Source organism: Trichocoleus sp. FACHB-6, from assembly GCF_014695815.1.
In the GTDB taxonomy this organism is placed as follows: Bacteria; Cyanobacteriota; Cyanobacteriia; order Cyanobacteriales; family FACHB-T130; genus Funiculus; species Funiculus sociatus.
Window position 1 is genome coordinate 1 of the sequence record NZ_JACJOY010000049.1, and the last position, 16,722, is coordinate 16,722.

Genomic DNA, 16,722 nt, shown 5'->3' on the forward strand with positions numbered 1-16,722 from the left:
AGAACTTTAACTAATGCGACTGCCAAGGTTAATCTTTGTTTTATTCGCTTGATGATTAAGAGGCTTGCAGCACCTTCTTAGATATCAAACTTAGATGTCAAATGGGTTCTATATAGTGTGAAAAACGCGATCGCGCTCCTCGCCAATTCCCGCTGTAAGAATTTTCTTAGATATCGCGCCCCCTCAAAGTTATTTTTGAGCAGGAGGGCAGCGAAAACTACCCCATCCGGAGAATTTAAAATTGGAAGTAAATGAAGGGAGAAGGATTTTGAGGGGCTAAGAAAATTAAGCCCAATACGATAAAAAATACCACAAACAGCTCTCTAAATCTATTTAGTTTTAGTTTAACGCCTTTATTTAATTGGTTTCCTACATAATCGCAAACAATTAAAGCAGGAATAGTCATAATTAAAGAATTTGAATACCACGGGATTCCTGCTGGATTTGCCAGAAAAAACATTTTTTGAAGAATGAGTAATGAAATGGAGAAATCTGTTGATCTAAAGAAAACCCAGGTCACGCATACAAAGGTAAAGGTTACAAACCAAGCTAAAACGTTGTATAAATATGATGTTAAGTAGCTGGGTCTAAAAAATCCCAAAGTAGCTAACTGTTCAGCCGATCCTAAAAGTGGGCGTTTCACATCTAATTCACCTTGGTTGCTTATCTTGGTTTCTTTTTGTACGCCCTCCATATACATCTTGTGAATCGCCAAGCCTATGCCGTGCAACCCACCCCAGGCAACAAAATTCCAACTAGCTCCATGCCACAATCCGCCTAGTAACATGGTAACGAAAAGGTTAAAATACTGTCTTTGCTTTCCTTTCCGATTTCCACCTAGTGGAATGTACAAATAGTCTCTTAACCAAGTAGAAAGAGAGATATGCCATCTGCGCCAGAATTCCGTTACGCTTCGAGAAATGTAGGGAACGTCAAAGTTTTTTGGAATGTCAAAACCTAAACATTTTGCCACTCCAATGGCCATATCTGTGTAACCACAAAAATCGCAATAAATTTGAATAGCGTAAGCTATGACAGCAAACCAAAGTGTCATCGAACTATAAGCTTGCGGACTTTGAAAAACCGGATCTACAAAAAGTGCTAATCTGTCAGCAATAAATACTTTTCTGACTAAGCCAAGTAAAAATATTTGAAACCCATATATTAAATTTTCCCGTTTTATAATAACGTCTTCTTCTATCTCAGGCAGAAATTGCTTTGGTTTTAAAATTGGACCTGCTATCAAATGTGGAAAGAAAGCCACCAATAATGCAAAATCCCAAAAACTTTTAGCTGATTTGTTAATATTGCGATAAATATCAATCGTATAACTCATCACCTCGAAGGTAATGAACGATATCCCTACTGGAAGTAGGATATTCAGAAAAGGCAGTTTGACGTTAAGCGGGTTTAATAATACATTAGTTGAATCAATAAAAAAATTAAAATACTTAAAAAAACCTAAAACCCCCAAGTTGAATACTAAACTTATTATTAGCCAGTCTTTTTTACTTTTTGGGGTTTGGCTAGATTCCATTTTCAACCCTGCATAATAGTTGAAATAAGTCATACCAAACATTAACAAGGCAAATCTGTAGTCCCAATAAGCATAAAAATAGTAACTTGCTACCAGAAGAATTCCTCGTTTAATGCGACTTGATTTAACAAGTATCATTAAGAATAGGACTATGACAAAAAATACTAAGAATTCCACGCTTGAAAATATCATTTTAGTATCCTCTCTTCAAAAATATTTGCCAGGCGCTTAGCACTTAATTCGTGGCCTATTTCATTGATGTGTCCTCTTCCTCCCAGGATTGTATTGTTAAATCCATGAGCAGGTTTGTAATATGTATGATAATAGTTAAGAAAATCCTCTCTCATATTTATAAAGTTCATATTATTCTTTGCTGCAAGTTTATTTAAACTTCTTTCAATTTTAGTTGGTTTTTCATTTGTTATATCAGCATAATTATCAATGCTCGGTAAGTACAAAATTACTAAATTTGGGTATTTATCCTTAAGGGTTTTTAGTGTCCAATCTATAACCTCATCGTAATCTGGCGATGGTTTTTTTTCTACTTTAGATTCCTCTGGATTATTATGAGTTGGTTTAGCCGCCATCGCTTTTTTAAAGTTGTTTCCACCTACTCGTAAAACTGAGTATTCGACCATAAAGCTAAGCTTCGGAAATTTTTGCAAAAATAATCGAGAGAAAGCATTGTCACTATAAAATTCATCAACATATACTGTTTGAAAAGTATTAGCTTTTTTGACAACATGAAATTGCTTTGCTTTATCTAAAATATCTTCTGTAAAATCTTGATCTACGAGTTGTATGACTACACTATCTGGCTGAATTTCAGAATCATAGAAGTTTGCCAAATGAATATAATAAGCTGGAGAAGCACCGTCTCTACCAGCATTGATAGTATTAAAGTTTAATTTTAATTTATTCTTGATTTCTTTTTGCAGTAAATAACTGTAAGTTTTATTGTCGGAAACCTGAACTGCTTTTGTATAGGAGTCACCTAAAATAAGCACTCTATGTTCATTTTTTTGTTTTGGTGAGATATCTCCTCCCCTCATTCCCAGGTTGTTTAATTTTATTCTACTAAATCCTTCTTCACCTTGGACAGCGATGCCTGCCTTATTAATCCTTCCTAATACGGGATGATTGATAAATCCAGAATTTTTTACTACTGAATTTGATAAAATAATTTCCCATAAAACTAACGCTGAGAGTAGGGATGCAAAAGTCTTTAAAATCAGCTTCATTTTATTTTCTCACCGCTTTTTAGTTCTGAAATCCCTTATTTATGAAATCGATGGTAGTTAAATTATTTGCTTAATTCTATATACTTACGTGTTTTCAGTTGACGGTAGCAGTTGCCGACTATGTTATTCCATCATCTTGGCATTATTCTAAAACTTTAATTAAGTATAATATATAAAGATTGTGTAAAGAATTCGGCATTGTATGTAAAAACACTGTAATGTATTTCAAATACATAAAACTTAGTTTACGACTCAAGCAAATCTAAGCTAGGGAATCAGGTGTAACTTGTCATAGGAAATTTATCGCTCACTTGGGTGCCTCTGAAAGCAGCAAAACTCTACAAGCCTCTTACAGACCGATTACTTTTAGATAGCGAGTACCAGTAATGGAGCCTTTGACCCGTCCCCGTGTATTGCTGATTGCAGAATCTGCGAACCCTGATTGGATAAGTGTGCCGCTTGTAGGCTGGTTGCACAGCCGAGCCATTGCTAAGCTGAGTAACGCGCATATAGCCACCCAAAGCTACAACCGCGAGGCATTTGTCCGTGAGGGATGCGTTGAAGGAAAGGACTTCACAGCCATTGACACCGGACAGGTGCATGAGCCGATCAAGCGCCTTAGTTCCTTGCTGCGCGGTGGCCACAATAAAGGCTGGACTATGGTAACTGCCTTGTCTACTTTCACCTATTACTACTTTGAACATTTAATCTGGCGCGAGTTTGGTCAACAGATTACTGATGGGAAGTTCGACATTGTTCACCGCCTCACGCCACTGAGCCCAACCATCCCAAGTCTGCTGGCGCAAAAGTGTCACCGGGTAGGAGTGCCCTTTGTGCTGGGACCGCTGAATGGCGGTTTGCCTTGGCCCAAGGAGTTTGAGGCAACGCGACGCGAGGAGAAGGAGTGGCTTTCTTATATCAGATGGGCGTACAAGTTGCTACCTGGATACGGCTCTACTCGAAAATACGCTAGTGCGATCGCCATTGGCTCCCGCTCCACTTGGAACCAGATTCCTGCCCAGTACCGGGACAAGTGCGTGTATATTCCGGAAAATGCGATCGCTCCGGAACGGTTCACTCTGCAACGTACTCGCCAAGCGTCGCCCCCCCTCAAGGTAATCTTTGTCGGTCGTATTGTACCGTACAAAGGAGCTGATATCCTCCTCGAAGCAGCGGCACCATTAGTTCGGGCGGGTGAGTTGACAGTGGAGATTGTCGGTGACGGTCCGGATATGCCCAAGCTCAACGCACTCCTCAAGCAGGAGAAAATCGAAAGTGGTGTAGAACTAGCCGGACACGTGGAACACGCCCACGTCCAAGAACGACTCGCTAATGCTGACTTGTTGGGGTTTCCCAGCATTCGTGAGTTCGGTGGTGCTGTGGTAGTTGAGGCAATGATGATGGGGCTGGTGCCGATTGTAGTGGACTATGGGGGTCCCGGCGAACTTGTTACTAAATCCACAGGCTACACCGTTCCAATGGGTTCGAGAGCGGAAATTGTGGCGCATTTCCGTGAAATCCTCAGCCGTTTAATTGCCGATCCCAGTATTATCGCTGAAATGGGAGAACGCGCCCGCGATCGCGTTTTAACCCATTTCACTTGGGATGCTAAAGCTCGGCAAACCCTTGAGGTATATCGATGGGTTCTTAAATCTAGGACTGATAAACCCAACTTTGGGATGCCATTAGACGATGTTTAATAACTGAATTACTGAAAATAATTCTGATTTTATTAACGGTAGTGGCAGACAGTCCCACTGTCTGCCACTACCGTTAAATTTTTGTAGAGACACAATGCAGGGAACAAAAGCTTATTCCCACTTAATGCGTTCCAACCTCATAGAGTTCTTGTCTTTTCTAAATGGTGTCTTATAAAGATTCATCTTTTGTTTTAAAATCAACCAGAAAAAGGGAAGGTCGTCTATTAAATATCTCTTCCATAGCCTTTGAGGCTCGGATAAAAGTCTATGCAACCACTCTAAGCCAACATCACTCATCCATTTGGGAGAGCGTTGTTTATTGCCTGCTTCAAAGTCAAGAGAAGCACCTATTGACAAAAATACTTTAATTTTTGGCAACTTATTTCTATACTTTAAAATCCACTTCTCTTGCTTAGGCGCACCTACCCCTATTGCCAAAGTTGTAGCGCCTGACTTGTTAATCATGTCAACAATTTTCAAACATTCTTCTTCGTTTCTTTCAAATCCAAAAGAGGGGGAATATGAAGCGATTATAATCTCTCTCCCCACTTGATTATTAATTTGTTGTTGAGCTTTACTAGCTACGCCTTCGGCAGCCCCTAGTAAGAAAATCTTAACGTTTTCGTTATCTTTGTTGTACGTGTAGAAAGCTGGAAACAGATCCGAACCGGAAAGCTTTTCTTTAAGAGGTGTGCCTAAAAACTTGGAGGCATACATCACTATTTGGCTATCACACACTTTGTAAGTGGCAATATTATACGCCTTATAAAAATCTCTATCGTTTTGTAACTTAATCAGGTGATCTACATTAGGCGTAAATACGATACCACCGGATGAATCCAGCTTTTCTAGTAATTCTGATTTTGATAAGTTGTCAATGGATACATTCAATACATTAACTTTTTGCATTGACCCCTCTCACTCAGCAATTATACTTGCTTGGACACAGTTACATTCCCACACTACAATCCGACAAGCCATCAGCGCCTCTACCCTGAGGCAGGTTAAATATGTTCAGCATTATGAACCAAGGTAGATTTAAAGTTTTTGTTAAGACTAAGTATTTTCACGTAAAAGCACGCTTTGTCGCTGGAACTAGGACACTTCCAGAAGCTGGCGCTCCCATCTCTTCCAAAAACTACCACCGTCAAAAATCTTTTGCCAGTTGCAGTTCAGGCACTCAAGAAAGGTAACGAAGAGTGAATATTCCAACGCTGACCTGTATAAATCAGCAGCGTAAGATGGGAAAGCGTGAACTTAAAATCCAAAGTTTGGGGCTGAAATTCTGCCCACGCTGCATAAAAATTTTGCCGCGTCAAGTCTCTAAAGGCTATAGTCATGTGAGGAGCAAAAGGACGCTTCTGGGATAAATCTGCAATTCCCAAGTTTTCCTCCAAATAAGCTCTTAAATCGGCTTGTAAAGCTATAAGTTCTGGCGTTTTGATGACATTGATATAGATAACGCGGGGTGGAAAGGCTCCAAACCCTGATAGGATAATGGGAATCGGTGAGTGACGAAGGGCAAACGTCTTCAAGGACTCTTCCAAAGATGGCACCGCCTCCACCGACCATTCAAAAGGTGGTTGCAGAGTAATATGCGGGGGAGACTTCAGTGCTCCACTGCTTGCATAGACGCTAGCAAAGTGCTGCTTAATTTCAGTAACGTAGTCCTGAATCTCCTGCGGCGGCAAGAGAGCGACAAAAAAGCGGTTTTTTGTTTTGTCCAAGGAATTTTTTAGGTGTAAGTTACTTTACATATATATAGATATACAAGGGAAGAAAGTGGATGCCCTGGTTTGTAAAGATTGAAGAAGGCATAGTAGACAAACCAACCTTTGATAAATCTGTACCAGCGCACAAAGCCTATATTCAGGATTTGATTGCCAAAGGACACCAAGCACGTAGCGGTTACTGGATACAGAAACGAGGTGGCATGATGCTATTTGAAGCATCCTCAATGGAAGAAGCGCAAGCCATTGTAGCTCAAGATCCGCTGGTGCAAAACGGCTGTGTCAAGTACGAACTCTATGAATGGCGAGTGGTTGTTCAATAAAATTGCTTTCCACTTGTCGGCAAATGATGTTATGCTGTAAACGATCCGGACCCATGCGATCGCAACGCCCAAACCTTGTCAGGACCGGAAGGTAGCAGCAACACGGGATGCTTGCGATAGGCGTGGAATCCGGGTCACACCGAAACGGTGCCGAAACACCAGTGCTTAGTCTGGAGATTGGTGGGCAGTTCCCTGGTTTCACGCTTATGCTGGAATCAGCAGATACTTGCAGATTCTTCAAGGAGCGACTGGTTGCGATGCCTGGTTTTGGAGATATTGTTAAAAAAGCGTTCTACCTGGGAGTAGGTTTAGCTGCCTCAGCGGGTGAGCAAGCCGGAGAGACATTAGGGGGCTTGCGATCGCAAGCACAAAAGCTGGCAGACGAAATGGTGGCAAAGGGCGAGATGACAACAGACGAAGCCCGTCGTTTTGTCGATGATATGATGAAACAAGCCCAGCAGCCAACCGTTGAGCAAAACAGCAGCAGCAGCAGTACCCCTGGAGAGCCGCGCCGGATTGAAATTCTCACAGAGGATGAAGAGCCAAAATCGGCGGGAACTCAGGACGTAGATACTATGCGCCAACAGGTGCAAGCACTACAGGATGAACTGCGGCGGCTGAGGCGCGATTAGTCCAGCAACAAAAAGAAGCGCGAGGCAACGGATGCGCGGCTACGCATCTAGGCGAATAATTGGCATCGCGCTATTAAAATCAACGATTGCTGATTGATTCGGTTGGCTCCGGCTGCGTAGCTGGTAAAAATTAATGCTCTTGTGCTGAGTATTCAAAATGGAAGACTTGCAAAAAGATTTTTTCGAGATGCTGGAAGCAGTGGCTTATGAAGTAGAGCAATTCTTCATTGGCATAACAGAATTAGTAGATGAAGTTGCCGAAAACGTGCAAAGCGTCATCGGAACAGATATCGACCAGTGTTTGCAGGAAATATTTGAACCACTGGCAGAGATTTATTTAGACTTTGAAGAAATAGTCAACGAGACAGATCAGTCTTTCACTTATATAGTGGATACAGTTGAACCCACAGCACACAAACACCCGGCTTGTATTGGTTGCCGTAATTACCACGGTCAAGTTTACAGCGGTAACTTATTAGTCTGCGGGATGCACCCTTATGGTTGGGAAGATAAAAATTGTCCTGACTGGGAATCTTTTGGTAAAGACTCTTCTACTTCCAGAGATATTTTTTGAGTTTTTAGTTATTAGTCATTAGCTTGTTTTAAAAGGCTAATGACCAATAACCAATGACCAACGCTCGCTAACAACTACTGATGAGTAAATCGCCAATTCAACAACAACCATCGCCTGAGACACCGCCAGAAATGAAATATGGCGAACGCGAGATTGCCGAGGGACAATTAATTACGTTCCCCAATCCGCGAGTCGGACGCCGCTACGACATTCACATCACATTGCCAGAGTTTACGTGTAAGTGTCCTTTTTCTGGGTATCCTGACTTTGCCACCATCCACGTTACTTATGTACCTAATGAGCGGGTGGTAGAACTGAAGGCGATCAAACTGTATATAAATAGTTACCGCGATCGCTACATCTCCCACGAAGAATCCGTAAATCAAATTCTCGATGACTTTGTAGCCGCCTGCGATCCCCTAGAAGTAACGATCAAAGGTGATTTTACTCCCCGTGGCAATGTCCACACAGTTATCGAAGTCCGTCACCAGAAATAAAGGGATTGGCAACTAAAAGGCAAAAAAAAGAATTCTTTTTTTTGCCTTTTTCCTTTCCCTTACACATCTACTAACGGTGACTTTACCTAAGCTTTCATCAAACGCCACCAATAAAATCACTAACTATACCCTTTTGGATACTTTGCATCTGCCTTTAGGCTGATATAGGAGTCTCCCGAAAAAGCACTTGGCGATTTGGTGTTTATGCAGACATTGCCGATATATTCAGGATTGACAAAGCTAGAGCGGCAGATCGTTGCTATTAACCAGAAGCAAGCTACCGGAGAGTTGATTGTCGGTTACAGGACTCCTCAATGGCGACTTTGCTTTTTCCTCGGTCAATTAGTTTATGCCGTTGGGGAAACTCATCGAGTCCGACGTTGGCAACGAGCTTTGAAACACCACTGTCCGGATTGGAAAGTTGAAAACGACCAACTAGCTATCACCCAACTTTGGGAATGCCAGCTGCTGCATCAAGGGATCGCTCAAGGTCACTTGAGTGCGGCTCAAGTTAAAGCAGTGATGTGTGAGAGTACGCAAGAAGTCTTGTTCTCCATGATCCGCCAGCCGAGTTTATCAGGGTGTGGACGCTCTCCTATGGTAGGAGGAGATTCTTATCCCTGCTGGCTACCGAGTAGTGTACATTCAAGATCCCATTCAAGGGGTTGCTACCTTCGCCAAGCACAAACCAGACCTGATTTTTTTGGATTTAGTGATGCCAAAAACTGACGGTTATAATGTTTGTAGTTTTCTGCGGAACAGTTCTGCTTTTCGTCAGACTCCCGTAGTTATTCTCACCAGTTGCGATGGTTTGATTAACCGGGTGCGCTCAAGGTTTGTCGGTGCGAATGATTTTTTAACCAAACCTTTTGAAAGCAAGCAAGTTCTAGAAGTCCTCAAAAAGCACCTGTCAAAGAAAAGTCCTGAGTCGTGAGTATTATAAAAGCCCATTTTCTCGTTCTCAGGCTGAGTATGGGAAAGCTTGGAAGGAGGCAGAGTCTCTTTCCAAGCTAGAAATAGGTGAACTGGATTAAGCGATCGGTTGAGCCTCAACAACTGGAACTTCAGCCTTTGAGTGCGCCAGTTGATCCAGAATATCAATTAGTTCTCGCTCAAAGGCAACCTGCGCCCGATTGGTTCTGCCACCAACATAGAAGCGATCGCCTTCTTGCAAAGCCCAAATTTGCGAGTGGGAAAAGTAACTCATCACCACACCCAACATCAACAAGCCAAAGCCAGCATAAACCATCGGAATACCTGGATCTGCTTTGATTTGTAAGCCAGTGCTACCAACAACATCAGTAATAGTCAGCTTCACCTTATTAACGTCTATCGACATCCCAGAGCGAACCGTGTTAATCAGTTGACCTTTAGCATCATAAAGTAGCAGCGTTCCCTGCAAATCTTTCGCCAGCAGGGAAACTCCCTCACTCAAATCTGGTTTAGTAGGAATCCAAGTTCCCCAGATTCTACCCCTGCCGCCAGTATCTAATAAAGACATTGGTAACTGTAAAACCGGGCTATTGTTTAACTTTACCTGGATAGCTGCGACTCCCCAATCAGTTTGATAGAACGTCACGCCTTTGTAGCGCAACGGCTGATTGACGTGAATCGTCTTATGGTCAACTTCTTGCCCTCGATTGTCCAGCACCGACAAATCCGAGTAAAACTGGTCAATTCTACCTTCTGGTGTATAGTCAATCCAGAAGCGATTCACCCGCACCGACCAATCTTTGGGAACTTGTGGCAGCGCCCAGGAACCAGCTTCAATAATATTTTTCACCTGAAAAGTTTCACCGCTTGGCACCATTTCCTGTGCCACAAATCCGGTGATTGACCCCCAAATCGCCCCCGCCAGAATCAGTAACATACTGGCATGAACCACAATTGGGCCAATGCGACCGACAATTCCCTTACGGGCGTAAAGTGTATCTCCTTCTTGAAAAACTTTGTAGCGTCGTTGCTGCAACAACTGGGTAAGTGTACTCAGCGAACCTCTATCTAGTTCCGCACTTAAGGCAAGTTTCTCAAACTGTCGGGGTTGGTCGTAAAATTTCCACCGCCGCGCAGCTTTCAAAGCTGGAAACTGGCGAGTAAAGGTACAGGCGGTTAAGCTGCTGCCAAACAAAATCATTATTGACAAAAACCACCAAGTACGATATACATGATCCAATCCGATTACCTGAATTACCTTCCAAGTCAGGAAACCGAACAGGGCGGGATGTTCTGGATAGTTAGCTTGGTAGAAAGCGGGAGATTGACCTTGTTCGATCACCGTACCAGAGATGCTGAAGAATGCGATCGCTAGTAACAGCGCGATCGCTAACCGCAAATCGGAGAGCAACGGTAACAACTCCCGCCGAAAGAAATTTTTGGGAGTTGACACCAAATTTGATAAAAAAGAATCTTTTCCAGTCATTTTTTGATGATTGCTAATAGGTAATAGCTAATAGCTAATTGTTTTTATTACCATTAGCCATTAACCTACAGGAAGCCGAGACAGCAGCGAAAATACACCAAATCCCACTAACAAAGCGCCGCTAACCGGGTTTATCCAACCAGACCATTGACGCAACTCCAGCAACTTTTTAATAGAAGCAGTAAAAGTCCCCGCCAAAATCAAAGGTGCGACATATCCCGCCGTATAGGATAGTAGCAAAACTCCACCTAACACAAAATCCTGCGTCGTGGCAACCCAACCCAACAAAGTTGCCAAAACAGGGGTACTGCAAGGGGAAGCTATCACCCCAAAAGTTAAGCCGATCAGATAAGAACGGACACCCTCTGGTAAGTCTTTAGAAATCCATTCAAAACCACCCCAAGCAGGCAACTGTAAAGGCAATGCTTCGAGTAAATTTAACCCCATCAGGATTGCCAAAAGACTGACAATTATCGGCAAACCGAATCCTACCTGACCGTAAACTCGTCCCAGTAAACCTGCCAAGATTCCCAATCCCGCCAGTGTCGTTGCCAATCCCAGCGAAAACCAAGTCGATTGGGCTGCGGCTTGCAGGCGACTTTTAGTTTCATATCCCCCAATGTAGCCAATGGTAATTGGCAACATGGAAAGCATACAGGGTGTCAAGCTGGTAAATAACCCTGCTGCAAAAATGACTGCGATGCTGAGAAAGCCCAAATGTGTCAGCTGAGTAGAGACGAGGTGATTAGCAAATTGTTCTAATTCATAAAGTCTAGTAGAGAGAGTTTCAAACATGGGGCAGTTGGCGTGTAAAATGCTTGCTCTGCTTGAATTTTAGCTCACTTAGACTGATGATTTTTGTGGGCAACGCTAAGACCTCATCTAAGCATTAGGCTTTTGGATAACCCGACGCGATCGCCCCTGAACAAACCTCCGCCCCTGCAAAGGCACAACCTCAGCCTCACTACTTTCTCTCGCCACTCGAATCAACAGCCCCGCCGCCATCAAACTCGCAATCATCGAATTGCCCCCATAGCTAAACAACGGCAACGGCAAACCAGTTGTAGGCAAAACGCCTGTAGCAACACCAATATTCAGCAGCGACTGCCCCACCATCAAAACCATTGTTCCAATTGCCACCAACCGATGAATGGGAGTTTTAGCCCTCATTGCCACCATCAGCGCCAGCGTCGCATAAGCCATCAGCAACACTATCAACAGCAAACTGCCTGCAAAGCCGAACTCCTCTGCATACACCGCAAAAATAAAATCCGTGTACTGAATCGGCAAATAAAACAGCTTCTGTTGCGACAACCCAAAACCAGACCCCCAAGTACCGCCAGACCCTACCGCCAGTAAACTTTGAACCAGCTGGTATCCATCTTGCATCGGATCAGCCCAAGGATTGAGAAACGACATCACCCGCCGCCGCTGATATTCCTTCACGCTGATACTAATTGTTGCCAAAAGCAACCCGCCCAGCGCCGTTCCCCCTAAATAGGAAAAAGGCAACCCAGCCGCAAGCGCAATCAGCCACAAAGTCATTCCGCACAGCGCAGTTGTACTCAAGTTCGGCTGTAGGATAATTCCCAAAAGTACGCAGCAAAAAATAAACAGCCACGTCAATCGCACCCTCCAAGTCAGCCTATCCCAGTTTCCAAAAATGCGAGCGCTTTGCAACACCAAAAACGGCTTAATCAACTCGGAAGGTTGCAGGGGAAACGGCCCCAAGGCAATCCAGCGCGTTGCACCATTAGTTGTGGTTCCTACTCCCGGAATTAGAGTGACGAAAATTACCCCCAGCAGCAGTATCACACACCAATTGGCTATTCCCAGTACATGACGCAGGGGGAAATTTACCACCACGTTAAATACCAATAGCCCCAGCATCACCGAGATAATTTGTCGCTTGAAGTAGTACAGTCCATCCCCATACTCAGCATCCCCACTGGGATAAGATGCTGAGAACAGAACCACTAAGCCGATAAATAGCCAGAGGAAGGTCAGCCACCTCAACAACCGGGCATCTATTGCCCAATCTTGGACGGCGGGATTAAAAAAGGGAACTAGCTGACGTAAATTCACAAAAGACGTGGCTTTTGAAGTGACATTCAATCGCTGCATGATAGCAATTTAAGGCGCAAAAGCAAACCCCTTTAAACCCAGATACAGAGTTGTAGCAGGTCTTTGATTTTTAAGTCTAAGTGAGCCGTATTGATTTAACCTCTAAATACTGTGCGGCAGGAGTCTCACTTTTACCCTATGGGTTTAAAAGGGAAACTCCTGCCGCCTTTGTTAAAAATTCTGTAAATTAGCCTGCGAAAGAAGGAATTAAAGCAGTCCAGTATTGACCCCAGGCTTACCAGTAGCTAACTCAACCTTAACAATTTTTCCACCCATTTTCATAATCCGCTGCTGTTCGCGAAACCAGTTTTCGTAGGGAACCAGTTTCGTGAAATAAGTGTTTTGCAACTCCCGCTGAGTCCGAATACGGGTCTGGCTGGGGACACAGGCAGTAATTTTAAACATCCGCATGGGTGTATTTCTCCTATTAAGCTGAGTAAATTTTTGATTTGAAACGCTCTTGGGATTTACGCATCCCTATCATACAGAAGGCTGGGAGTCAAGAGTCAATGCTAGACCGTTAAAACTCATTAACTGAATTAAACAAGCCTTTGACGGGCTAGCACTCACTCCAAACTTCCCAGACTTCGCCAGACAAAATGCTCGCCTGTTGAACTTCAGCGATTAATCGAAAATCGCTTAGCTCAAACCAGAGCAGATGTAGTCAAAATAGACGCCCATTTCCTTACCAGCGTCAGCACCAACCAAGCTGGCGGTAACTTCTTTCATGGCTTGGATAGACTGCACAGTGGCAGCAACGGGAACGCCTAGAGAGTTGTAGGTTTCTTTTAGACCATTCAACACGCGCTCATCCAGAATGGATGGGTCGCCAGCCAACATGGCATAGGTGGAATAGCGGAGGTAGTAGTCCAGGTCGCGGATGCAAGCAGCATAGCGACGGGTGGTGTACATATTGCCACCGGGACGGGTGATGTCCGAGTACAGCAGAGACTTAGCAACAGCTTCTTTAACAATGGTGGCGGCGTTAGCGCTGATTGTGCTTGCTGCACGAACCCGCAGTTCGCCTGTTTGGAAGTAGCCCTTGAGCTTTTCTAACGCACCAGTGTCCAGGTATTTGCCTTGAACGTCGGAGGAATTGATAACAGCAGTAATTGCGTCTTGCATTTTTTTGTTTCCTTATCTCACGTAGTCAGATCTAAATCAAGAGCAGGGAAGGGGAAACACCCTACTGCATGGCACCAATCACGTAGTCGAAGTAAGAACCTGCTTCAGCAGCTTCTTCTCCAGACATCATTGAGGAAGCAGCATTCTTCATAGCGCGAATGCCTTCGGCGACTGCTTCAATGGGGGTACCCAGAGACTTGTACATTTCGCGAACGCCAACCAGACCGATTTCTTCAATCGGAGTAACGTCGCCGGAAACGATTCCGTAGGTTACTAGACGCAGATAGTAGTCTAGGTCGCGCAGGCAAGTGGCGGTCATTTCTTCGCCGTAGGCATTGCCACCGGGGGAAACAACATCAGGACGCTTTTGGAACAGCTGGTCGCCTGCTTGCTTAACGATGCGCTCGCGGGAATCGGTCAACATTTGGGCAATCCGCAGACGCTTCTCGCCGGAGGTGACGAAGTTCTTGATCCGGTCTAATTCGCCTGGGCTGAGATAGCGAGCCTCGGCATCGGCATTCACGATAGATTTCGTGACGATACTCATTTCTGGATTCCTCCAATCAAAAGAAGTTTTTAATTCAGATAGGCTGAAACTGGCATTCTGCAAGGAATGTCTGAGTTTATCGCTGCTATTAGATGTACTTTACGCTTAAAGTGTGCGATTCAGTATCTCTAGCATTTTTCAGCGTAACCGTCGGTACACACCGCCTCAGACTCAGCTACCTTCCGCAAATAATTCTGCGGCATTACGTTCACATTCCAAGTCTGTTCTTAATACTTTTTAACATTTATCCTCATTTAGGGGCTTTCAGAAGGCGATCGCGCCTAGTCTTGAGTGGTAGGATTGCGCCTGGGATTTGTGAACCACTCTCTCCTGCGGCATAACACTAGGGGAGGACTGCCCTTCATCCCTTGGTGCCAAAACCAAGGTCAACAACTTGGTTCTGTGGCATCGACGTGAGAATAGGGCATAGGGCAGCGTTACAAAATTATTTAGCTATTGGGAGTTGGGGCTTTTCTTTTTCTCTTCCTCCCTCTCTTTTTTTGCGGTTTAATTTACTATTTATTATGCTAAAAAGATAGCGCTCGCACCCAAGAATCCCGCATCACATGAATTTCGGCAATAATAATTAAACTATGTTTTTTTTTTGCAGTAAGCATCAATTAAAAAGCTGCTAAACACGGCAACAAAAAATACAATCAGGCTTCATCCAGAACAAGTGGAAAGCCTCAAAAACTTTTATAGTAATTTTATATTGGGTACGATACATCTGTAGGGACATGGCAATACCATGCTCCCACCAATGTAGACCAGACTTCAGAAACGCGATATATTCCACCCAACTGAGAAACGCTATACACCTTCAAAGAGCCCTCAGCAGTATTGCAAGTTTCTTGGACAATATCCGTTTTTAATTTCGATTTTACTGGAAGCATTTGCAAAGATTCGCCCTTACTTTTCTGATGAAAATCTATTTTTTCAAGTCGTCCCCGACGCAGAAATCATCGACTACGTGCATCTGGTCGTATCAATTTTGACAGGACGCGCTCCCCAGGATGCACTTAACAACCTCAATCAGTTCGATGAAGATTGGTTGCGAACTCTAGTCTACGAATTAAGAAGCAATTGATTACTATTCTAGAGTTACACGATGACGTTTGAGTGGTCAGAGTATCTTAATTTGGACAAGAAACTCGCCAGTGAAGCTACTACTTCTGCCCCTCTGGAAGCCGAGTTGCGTGGTAGTACCCATCTGGCTTACTATGCAGCTTTCAACTTAGTGAAAAAACATTTAGAAGATAACATTTAGAAGATAAGCTAGGGCAATCTAGTCCTACAACATCTGATGCTCATAAATATGTTCGCAAACAGTTTGAGCTTAGACGCGATTCAGCACATCAACCAGTAGTCCAAAAATCAAATAACTTACGCTTATTTCGTACTTAAACTGACTCTGTATCTTTTTCCAGGTTTATCAAATTTCACCGCAGTATCTATAACTTTGCTTGATGAAATAAGTTTTATTTTGAGATTAAACTACTTGAATAGAAAGGTAAATATTAGCGCTACCTAAAATGCAGCTTGACATAAACTTAGGAAAAAGAAGCGATCGCGCTTATTCCAATCCCTAAACTAGAAACATGAGCGAATCCAAAATTATTACAATTCAACTTTCTGCTAGCGGGACTTAAACAAAAAAGAAGAGTTAATAGAAGTATAATACTTGCCTATTAGACGTTTCACATCGAGGTCTATCCTGATGAAAGAGACAACTCCCGCCGCGATGCCCCCTTGCTTCGACAGATGGTGTAAACGCTTTGATGATATCTTCAGCCATCAAGCGCACAAACGGGAGTTTAGGAACTATATCGGGGGATTATTAGGGGAAAGTGAACGAAAAAACTTGTCTCAAATGGCTTCTAACGCTGTGGGGGTGACGTACCACAGATTGCACCATTTTTTGACAGAAGCTCCTTGGTCAGCAGCAGAGGTCAATGAGCGTCGCTTACAAGTTATGAACAAGTGTAGCCAAACAAAGATCACTCGAGGATTTACTCTAATCCTTGATGATTCAGGACATAGGAAAAGTGGCAATTTTACGGAGGGAGTAGGACGGCAATACATTGGAGAAATCGGGAAAACTGAGAATGGGATAGTGGTAGTAACCACTCATCTCTATGATGGCTCAAAAAGCTTGCCCTAAGAGGATGTTTGAAAAGTGGTGAGGGGTTAAATATTATGCCAACCGCCTGACCATGATACGGATCATTGCCAGATAAATAAAAGTCTCCGATGTTTCTGGCAATAACTCATAA

General features: G+C 43.5%; 18 protein-coding genes, 1 other RNA gene and 1 pseudogene. 10 read left to right on the top strand and 10 right to left on the bottom strand.

Annotated features, from left to right (window positions below):
* Positions 1 to 235: 235 nt before the first annotated feature.
* Complete coding sequence (locus H6F66_RS08880) at positions 236 to 1,729, bottom strand: MBOAT family protein (RefSeq protein WP_190420345.1); 1,494 nt, start codon at positions 1,727 to 1,729, stop codon at positions 236 to 238.
* Positions 1,726 to 2,778 carry an SGNH/GDSL hydrolase family protein gene (locus tag H6F66_RS08885; protein WP_190420347.1) on the bottom strand — a complete coding sequence of 351 codons (1,053 nt, stop codon included), beginning with the start codon at positions 2,776 to 2,778 and terminating at the stop codon, positions 1,726 to 1,728. Before H6F66_RS08885 ends, H6F66_RS08880 begins: the two co-directional genes overlap by 4 nt.
* A 386-nt stretch (positions 2,779 to 3,164) precedes the next feature.
* On the opposite strand from H6F66_RS08885, the gene H6F66_RS08890 reads away from it, so the two are divergent.
* Positions 3,165 to 4,478, top strand: a complete 1,314-nt coding sequence (locus H6F66_RS08890; RefSeq protein WP_190420349.1) for a glycosyltransferase — start codon at positions 3,165 to 3,167, stop codon at positions 4,476 to 4,478.
* Between the two features lie 111 nt (positions 4,479 to 4,589).
* Here H6F66_RS08890 and H6F66_RS08895 read toward each other — a convergent pair whose 3' ends face one another.
* Together H6F66_RS08895 and H6F66_RS08900 are read right to left on the bottom strand one after the other, a co-directional pair.
* Positions 4,590 to 5,387 carry a WecB/TagA/CpsF family glycosyltransferase gene (locus H6F66_RS08895; RefSeq protein WP_190420352.1) on the bottom strand — a complete coding sequence of 266 codons (798 nt, stop codon included), beginning with the start codon at positions 5,385 to 5,387 and terminating at the stop codon, positions 4,590 to 4,592.
* Positions 5,388 to 5,650: 263 nt separating this feature from the next.
* Positions 5,651 to 6,205, bottom strand: a complete 555-nt coding sequence (locus H6F66_RS08900; protein WP_190420354.1) for a 2'-5' RNA ligase family protein — start codon at positions 6,203 to 6,205, stop codon at positions 5,651 to 5,653.
* Positions 6,206 to 6,264: 59 nt separating this feature from the next.
* Between H6F66_RS08900 and H6F66_RS08905 the strand changes: the two genes are divergently transcribed.
* The 7 genes from H6F66_RS08905 (at position 6,265) to H6F66_RS08935 (ending at position 9,168) form a co-directional block, all read left to right on the top strand.
* Positions 6,265 to 6,531, top strand: a complete 267-nt coding sequence (locus tag H6F66_RS08905; protein ID WP_190420356.1) for a YciI family protein — start codon at positions 6,265 to 6,267, stop codon at positions 6,529 to 6,531.
* 42 nt (positions 6,532 to 6,573) lie between these two features.
* Positions 6,574 to 6,670, top strand: an RNA gene (gene ffs / locus H6F66_RS08910) — signal recognition particle sRNA small type.
* Between the two features lie 118 nt (positions 6,671 to 6,788).
* A complete protein-coding gene (locus H6F66_RS08915) occupies positions 6,789 to 7,163 on the top strand; it encodes a phasin family protein (RefSeq protein WP_190420378.1) in 375 nt (124 codons plus the stop codon).
* Between the two features lie 157 nt (positions 7,164 to 7,320).
* Entirely contained in the window at positions 7,321 to 7,737 is a 417-nt protein-coding gene (locus H6F66_RS08920) for a hypothetical protein (RefSeq protein ID WP_190420358.1), read from the top strand.
* 80 nt (positions 7,738 to 7,817) lie between these two features.
* Positions 7,818 to 8,234 carry a preQ(1) synthase gene (queF, locus tag H6F66_RS08925; protein ID WP_190420360.1) on the top strand — a complete coding sequence of 139 codons (417 nt, stop codon included), beginning with the start codon at positions 7,818 to 7,820 and terminating at the stop codon, positions 8,232 to 8,234.
* 204 nt (positions 8,235 to 8,438) lie between these two features.
* Entirely contained in the window at positions 8,439 to 8,963 is a 525-nt protein-coding gene (locus H6F66_RS08930) for a DUF4388 domain-containing protein (RefSeq protein ID WP_190420362.1), read from the top strand.
* Positions 8,872 to 9,168 (top strand): response regulator, encoded by a 297-nt coding sequence (locus H6F66_RS08935; protein WP_190420365.1) that lies wholly within the window; start codon positions 8,872 to 8,874, stop codon positions 9,166 to 9,168. Before H6F66_RS08930 ends, H6F66_RS08935 begins: the two co-directional genes overlap by 92 nt.
* A gap of 96 nt (positions 9,169 to 9,264) precedes the next feature.
* Here H6F66_RS08935 and H6F66_RS08940 read toward each other — a convergent pair whose 3' ends face one another.
* The 6 genes from H6F66_RS08940 to apcA all read right to left on the bottom strand — a co-directional run bounded on the left by H6F66_RS08940 (position 9,265) and on the right by apcA (position 14,449).
* Entirely contained in the window at positions 9,265 to 10,653 is a 1,389-nt protein-coding gene (locus H6F66_RS08940) for a cytochrome c biogenesis protein (protein WP_190420368.1), read from the bottom strand.
* 60 nt (positions 10,654 to 10,713) lie between these two features.
* Positions 10,714 to 11,448: a cytochrome c biogenesis protein CcdA gene (locus H6F66_RS08945; RefSeq protein WP_190420370.1), complete on the bottom strand. Its 735-nt coding sequence runs from the start codon at positions 11,446 to 11,448 to the stop codon at positions 10,714 to 10,716.
* Positions 11,449 to 11,535: 87 nt separating this feature from the next.
* The gene (locus tag H6F66_RS08950) at positions 11,536 to 12,777 is read right to left on the bottom strand and encodes an FtsW/RodA/SpoVE family cell cycle protein (RefSeq protein ID WP_199295335.1); all 1,242 of its coding nucleotides are present in this window, start codon (positions 12,775 to 12,777) and stop codon (positions 11,536 to 11,538) included.
* Positions 12,778 to 12,984: 207 nt separating this feature from the next.
* Entirely contained in the window at positions 12,985 to 13,188 is a 204-nt protein-coding gene (locus H6F66_RS08955; protein WP_190411193.1) for a phycobilisome linker polypeptide, read from the bottom strand.
* A gap of 228 nt (positions 13,189 to 13,416) precedes the next feature.
* Entirely contained in the window at positions 13,417 to 13,902 is a 486-nt protein-coding gene (gene apcB, locus H6F66_RS08960) for an allophycocyanin subunit beta (RefSeq protein ID WP_190420373.1), read from the bottom strand.
* Positions 13,903 to 13,963: 61 nt separating this feature from the next.
* Positions 13,964 to 14,449 carry an allophycocyanin subunit alpha gene (gene apcA / locus H6F66_RS08965; protein WP_190420375.1) on the bottom strand — a complete coding sequence of 162 codons (486 nt, stop codon included), beginning with the start codon at positions 14,447 to 14,449 and terminating at the stop codon, positions 13,964 to 13,966.
* 1,108 nt (positions 14,450 to 15,557) lie between these two features.
* Between apcA and H6F66_RS08970 the strand changes: the two genes are divergently transcribed.
* Positions 15,558 to 15,716: a hypothetical protein gene (locus tag H6F66_RS08970; RefSeq protein ID WP_190420376.1), complete on the top strand. Its 159-nt coding sequence runs from the start codon at positions 15,558 to 15,560 to the stop codon at positions 15,714 to 15,716.
* Positions 15,717 to 16,166: 450 nt separating this feature from the next.
* Positions 16,167 to 16,607, top strand: a pseudogene (locus tag H6F66_RS08975) (transposase); the annotation flags it as partial.
* Positions 16,608 to 16,722 lie beyond the last annotated feature (115 nt).

What these genes read in the sequence shown, in the direction of transcription:
- H6F66_RS08880 (WP_190420345.1), bottom strand. Translation starts at nt 1,729, where the DNA reads ATGATATTTTCAAGCGTGGAATTCTTAGTATTTTTTGTCATAGTCCTA.
- H6F66_RS08885 (WP_190420347.1), bottom strand. Translation starts at nt 2,778, where the DNA reads ATGAAGCTGATTTTAAAGACTTTTGCATCCCTACTCTCAGCGTTAGTT.
- H6F66_RS08890 (WP_190420349.1), top strand. Translation starts at nt 3,165, where the DNA reads ATGGAGCCTTTGACCCGTCCCCGTGTATTGCTGATTGCAGAATCTGCG.
- H6F66_RS08895 (WP_190420352.1), bottom strand. Translation starts at nt 5,387, where the DNA reads ATGCAAAAAGTTAATGTATTGAATGTATCCATTGACAACTTATCAAAA.
- H6F66_RS08905 (WP_190420356.1), top strand. Translation starts at nt 6,265, where the DNA reads ATGCCCTGGTTTGTAAAGATTGAAGAAGGCATAGTAGACAAACCAACC.
- H6F66_RS08915 (WP_190420378.1), top strand. Translation starts at nt 6,789, where the DNA reads ATGCCTGGTTTTGGAGATATTGTTAAAAAAGCGTTCTACCTGGGAGTA.
- H6F66_RS08920 (WP_190420358.1), top strand. Translation starts at nt 7,321, where the DNA reads ATGGAAGACTTGCAAAAAGATTTTTTCGAGATGCTGGAAGCAGTGGCT.
- queF (WP_190420360.1), top strand. Translation starts at nt 7,818, where the DNA reads ATGAGTAAATCGCCAATTCAACAACAACCATCGCCTGAGACACCGCCA.
- H6F66_RS08930 (WP_190420362.1), top strand. Translation starts at nt 8,439, where the DNA reads ATGCAGACATTGCCGATATATTCAGGATTGACAAAGCTAGAGCGGCAG.
- H6F66_RS08940 (WP_190420368.1), bottom strand. Translation starts at nt 10,653, where the DNA reads ATGACTGGAAAAGATTCTTTTTTATCAAATTTGGTGTCAACTCCCAAA.
- H6F66_RS08945 (WP_190420370.1), bottom strand. Translation starts at nt 11,448, where the DNA reads ATGTTTGAAACTCTCTCTACTAGACTTTATGAATTAGAACAATTTGCT.
- H6F66_RS08950 (WP_199295335.1), bottom strand. Translation starts at nt 12,777, where the DNA reads ATGCAGCGATTGAATGTCACTTCAAAAGCCACGTCTTTTGTGAATTTA.
- H6F66_RS08955 (WP_190411193.1), bottom strand. Translation starts at nt 13,188, where the DNA reads ATGCGGATGTTTAAAATTACTGCCTGTGTCCCCAGCCAGACCCGTATT.
- apcB (WP_190420373.1), bottom strand. Translation starts at nt 13,902, where the DNA reads ATGCAAGACGCAATTACTGCTGTTATCAATTCCTCCGACGTTCAAGGC.
- apcA (WP_190420375.1), bottom strand. Translation starts at nt 14,449, where the DNA reads ATGAGTATCGTCACGAAATCTATCGTGAATGCCGATGCCGAGGCTCGC.
- H6F66_RS08970 (WP_190420376.1), top strand. Translation starts at nt 15,558, where the DNA reads ATGACGTTTGAGTGGTCAGAGTATCTTAATTTGGACAAGAAACTCGCC.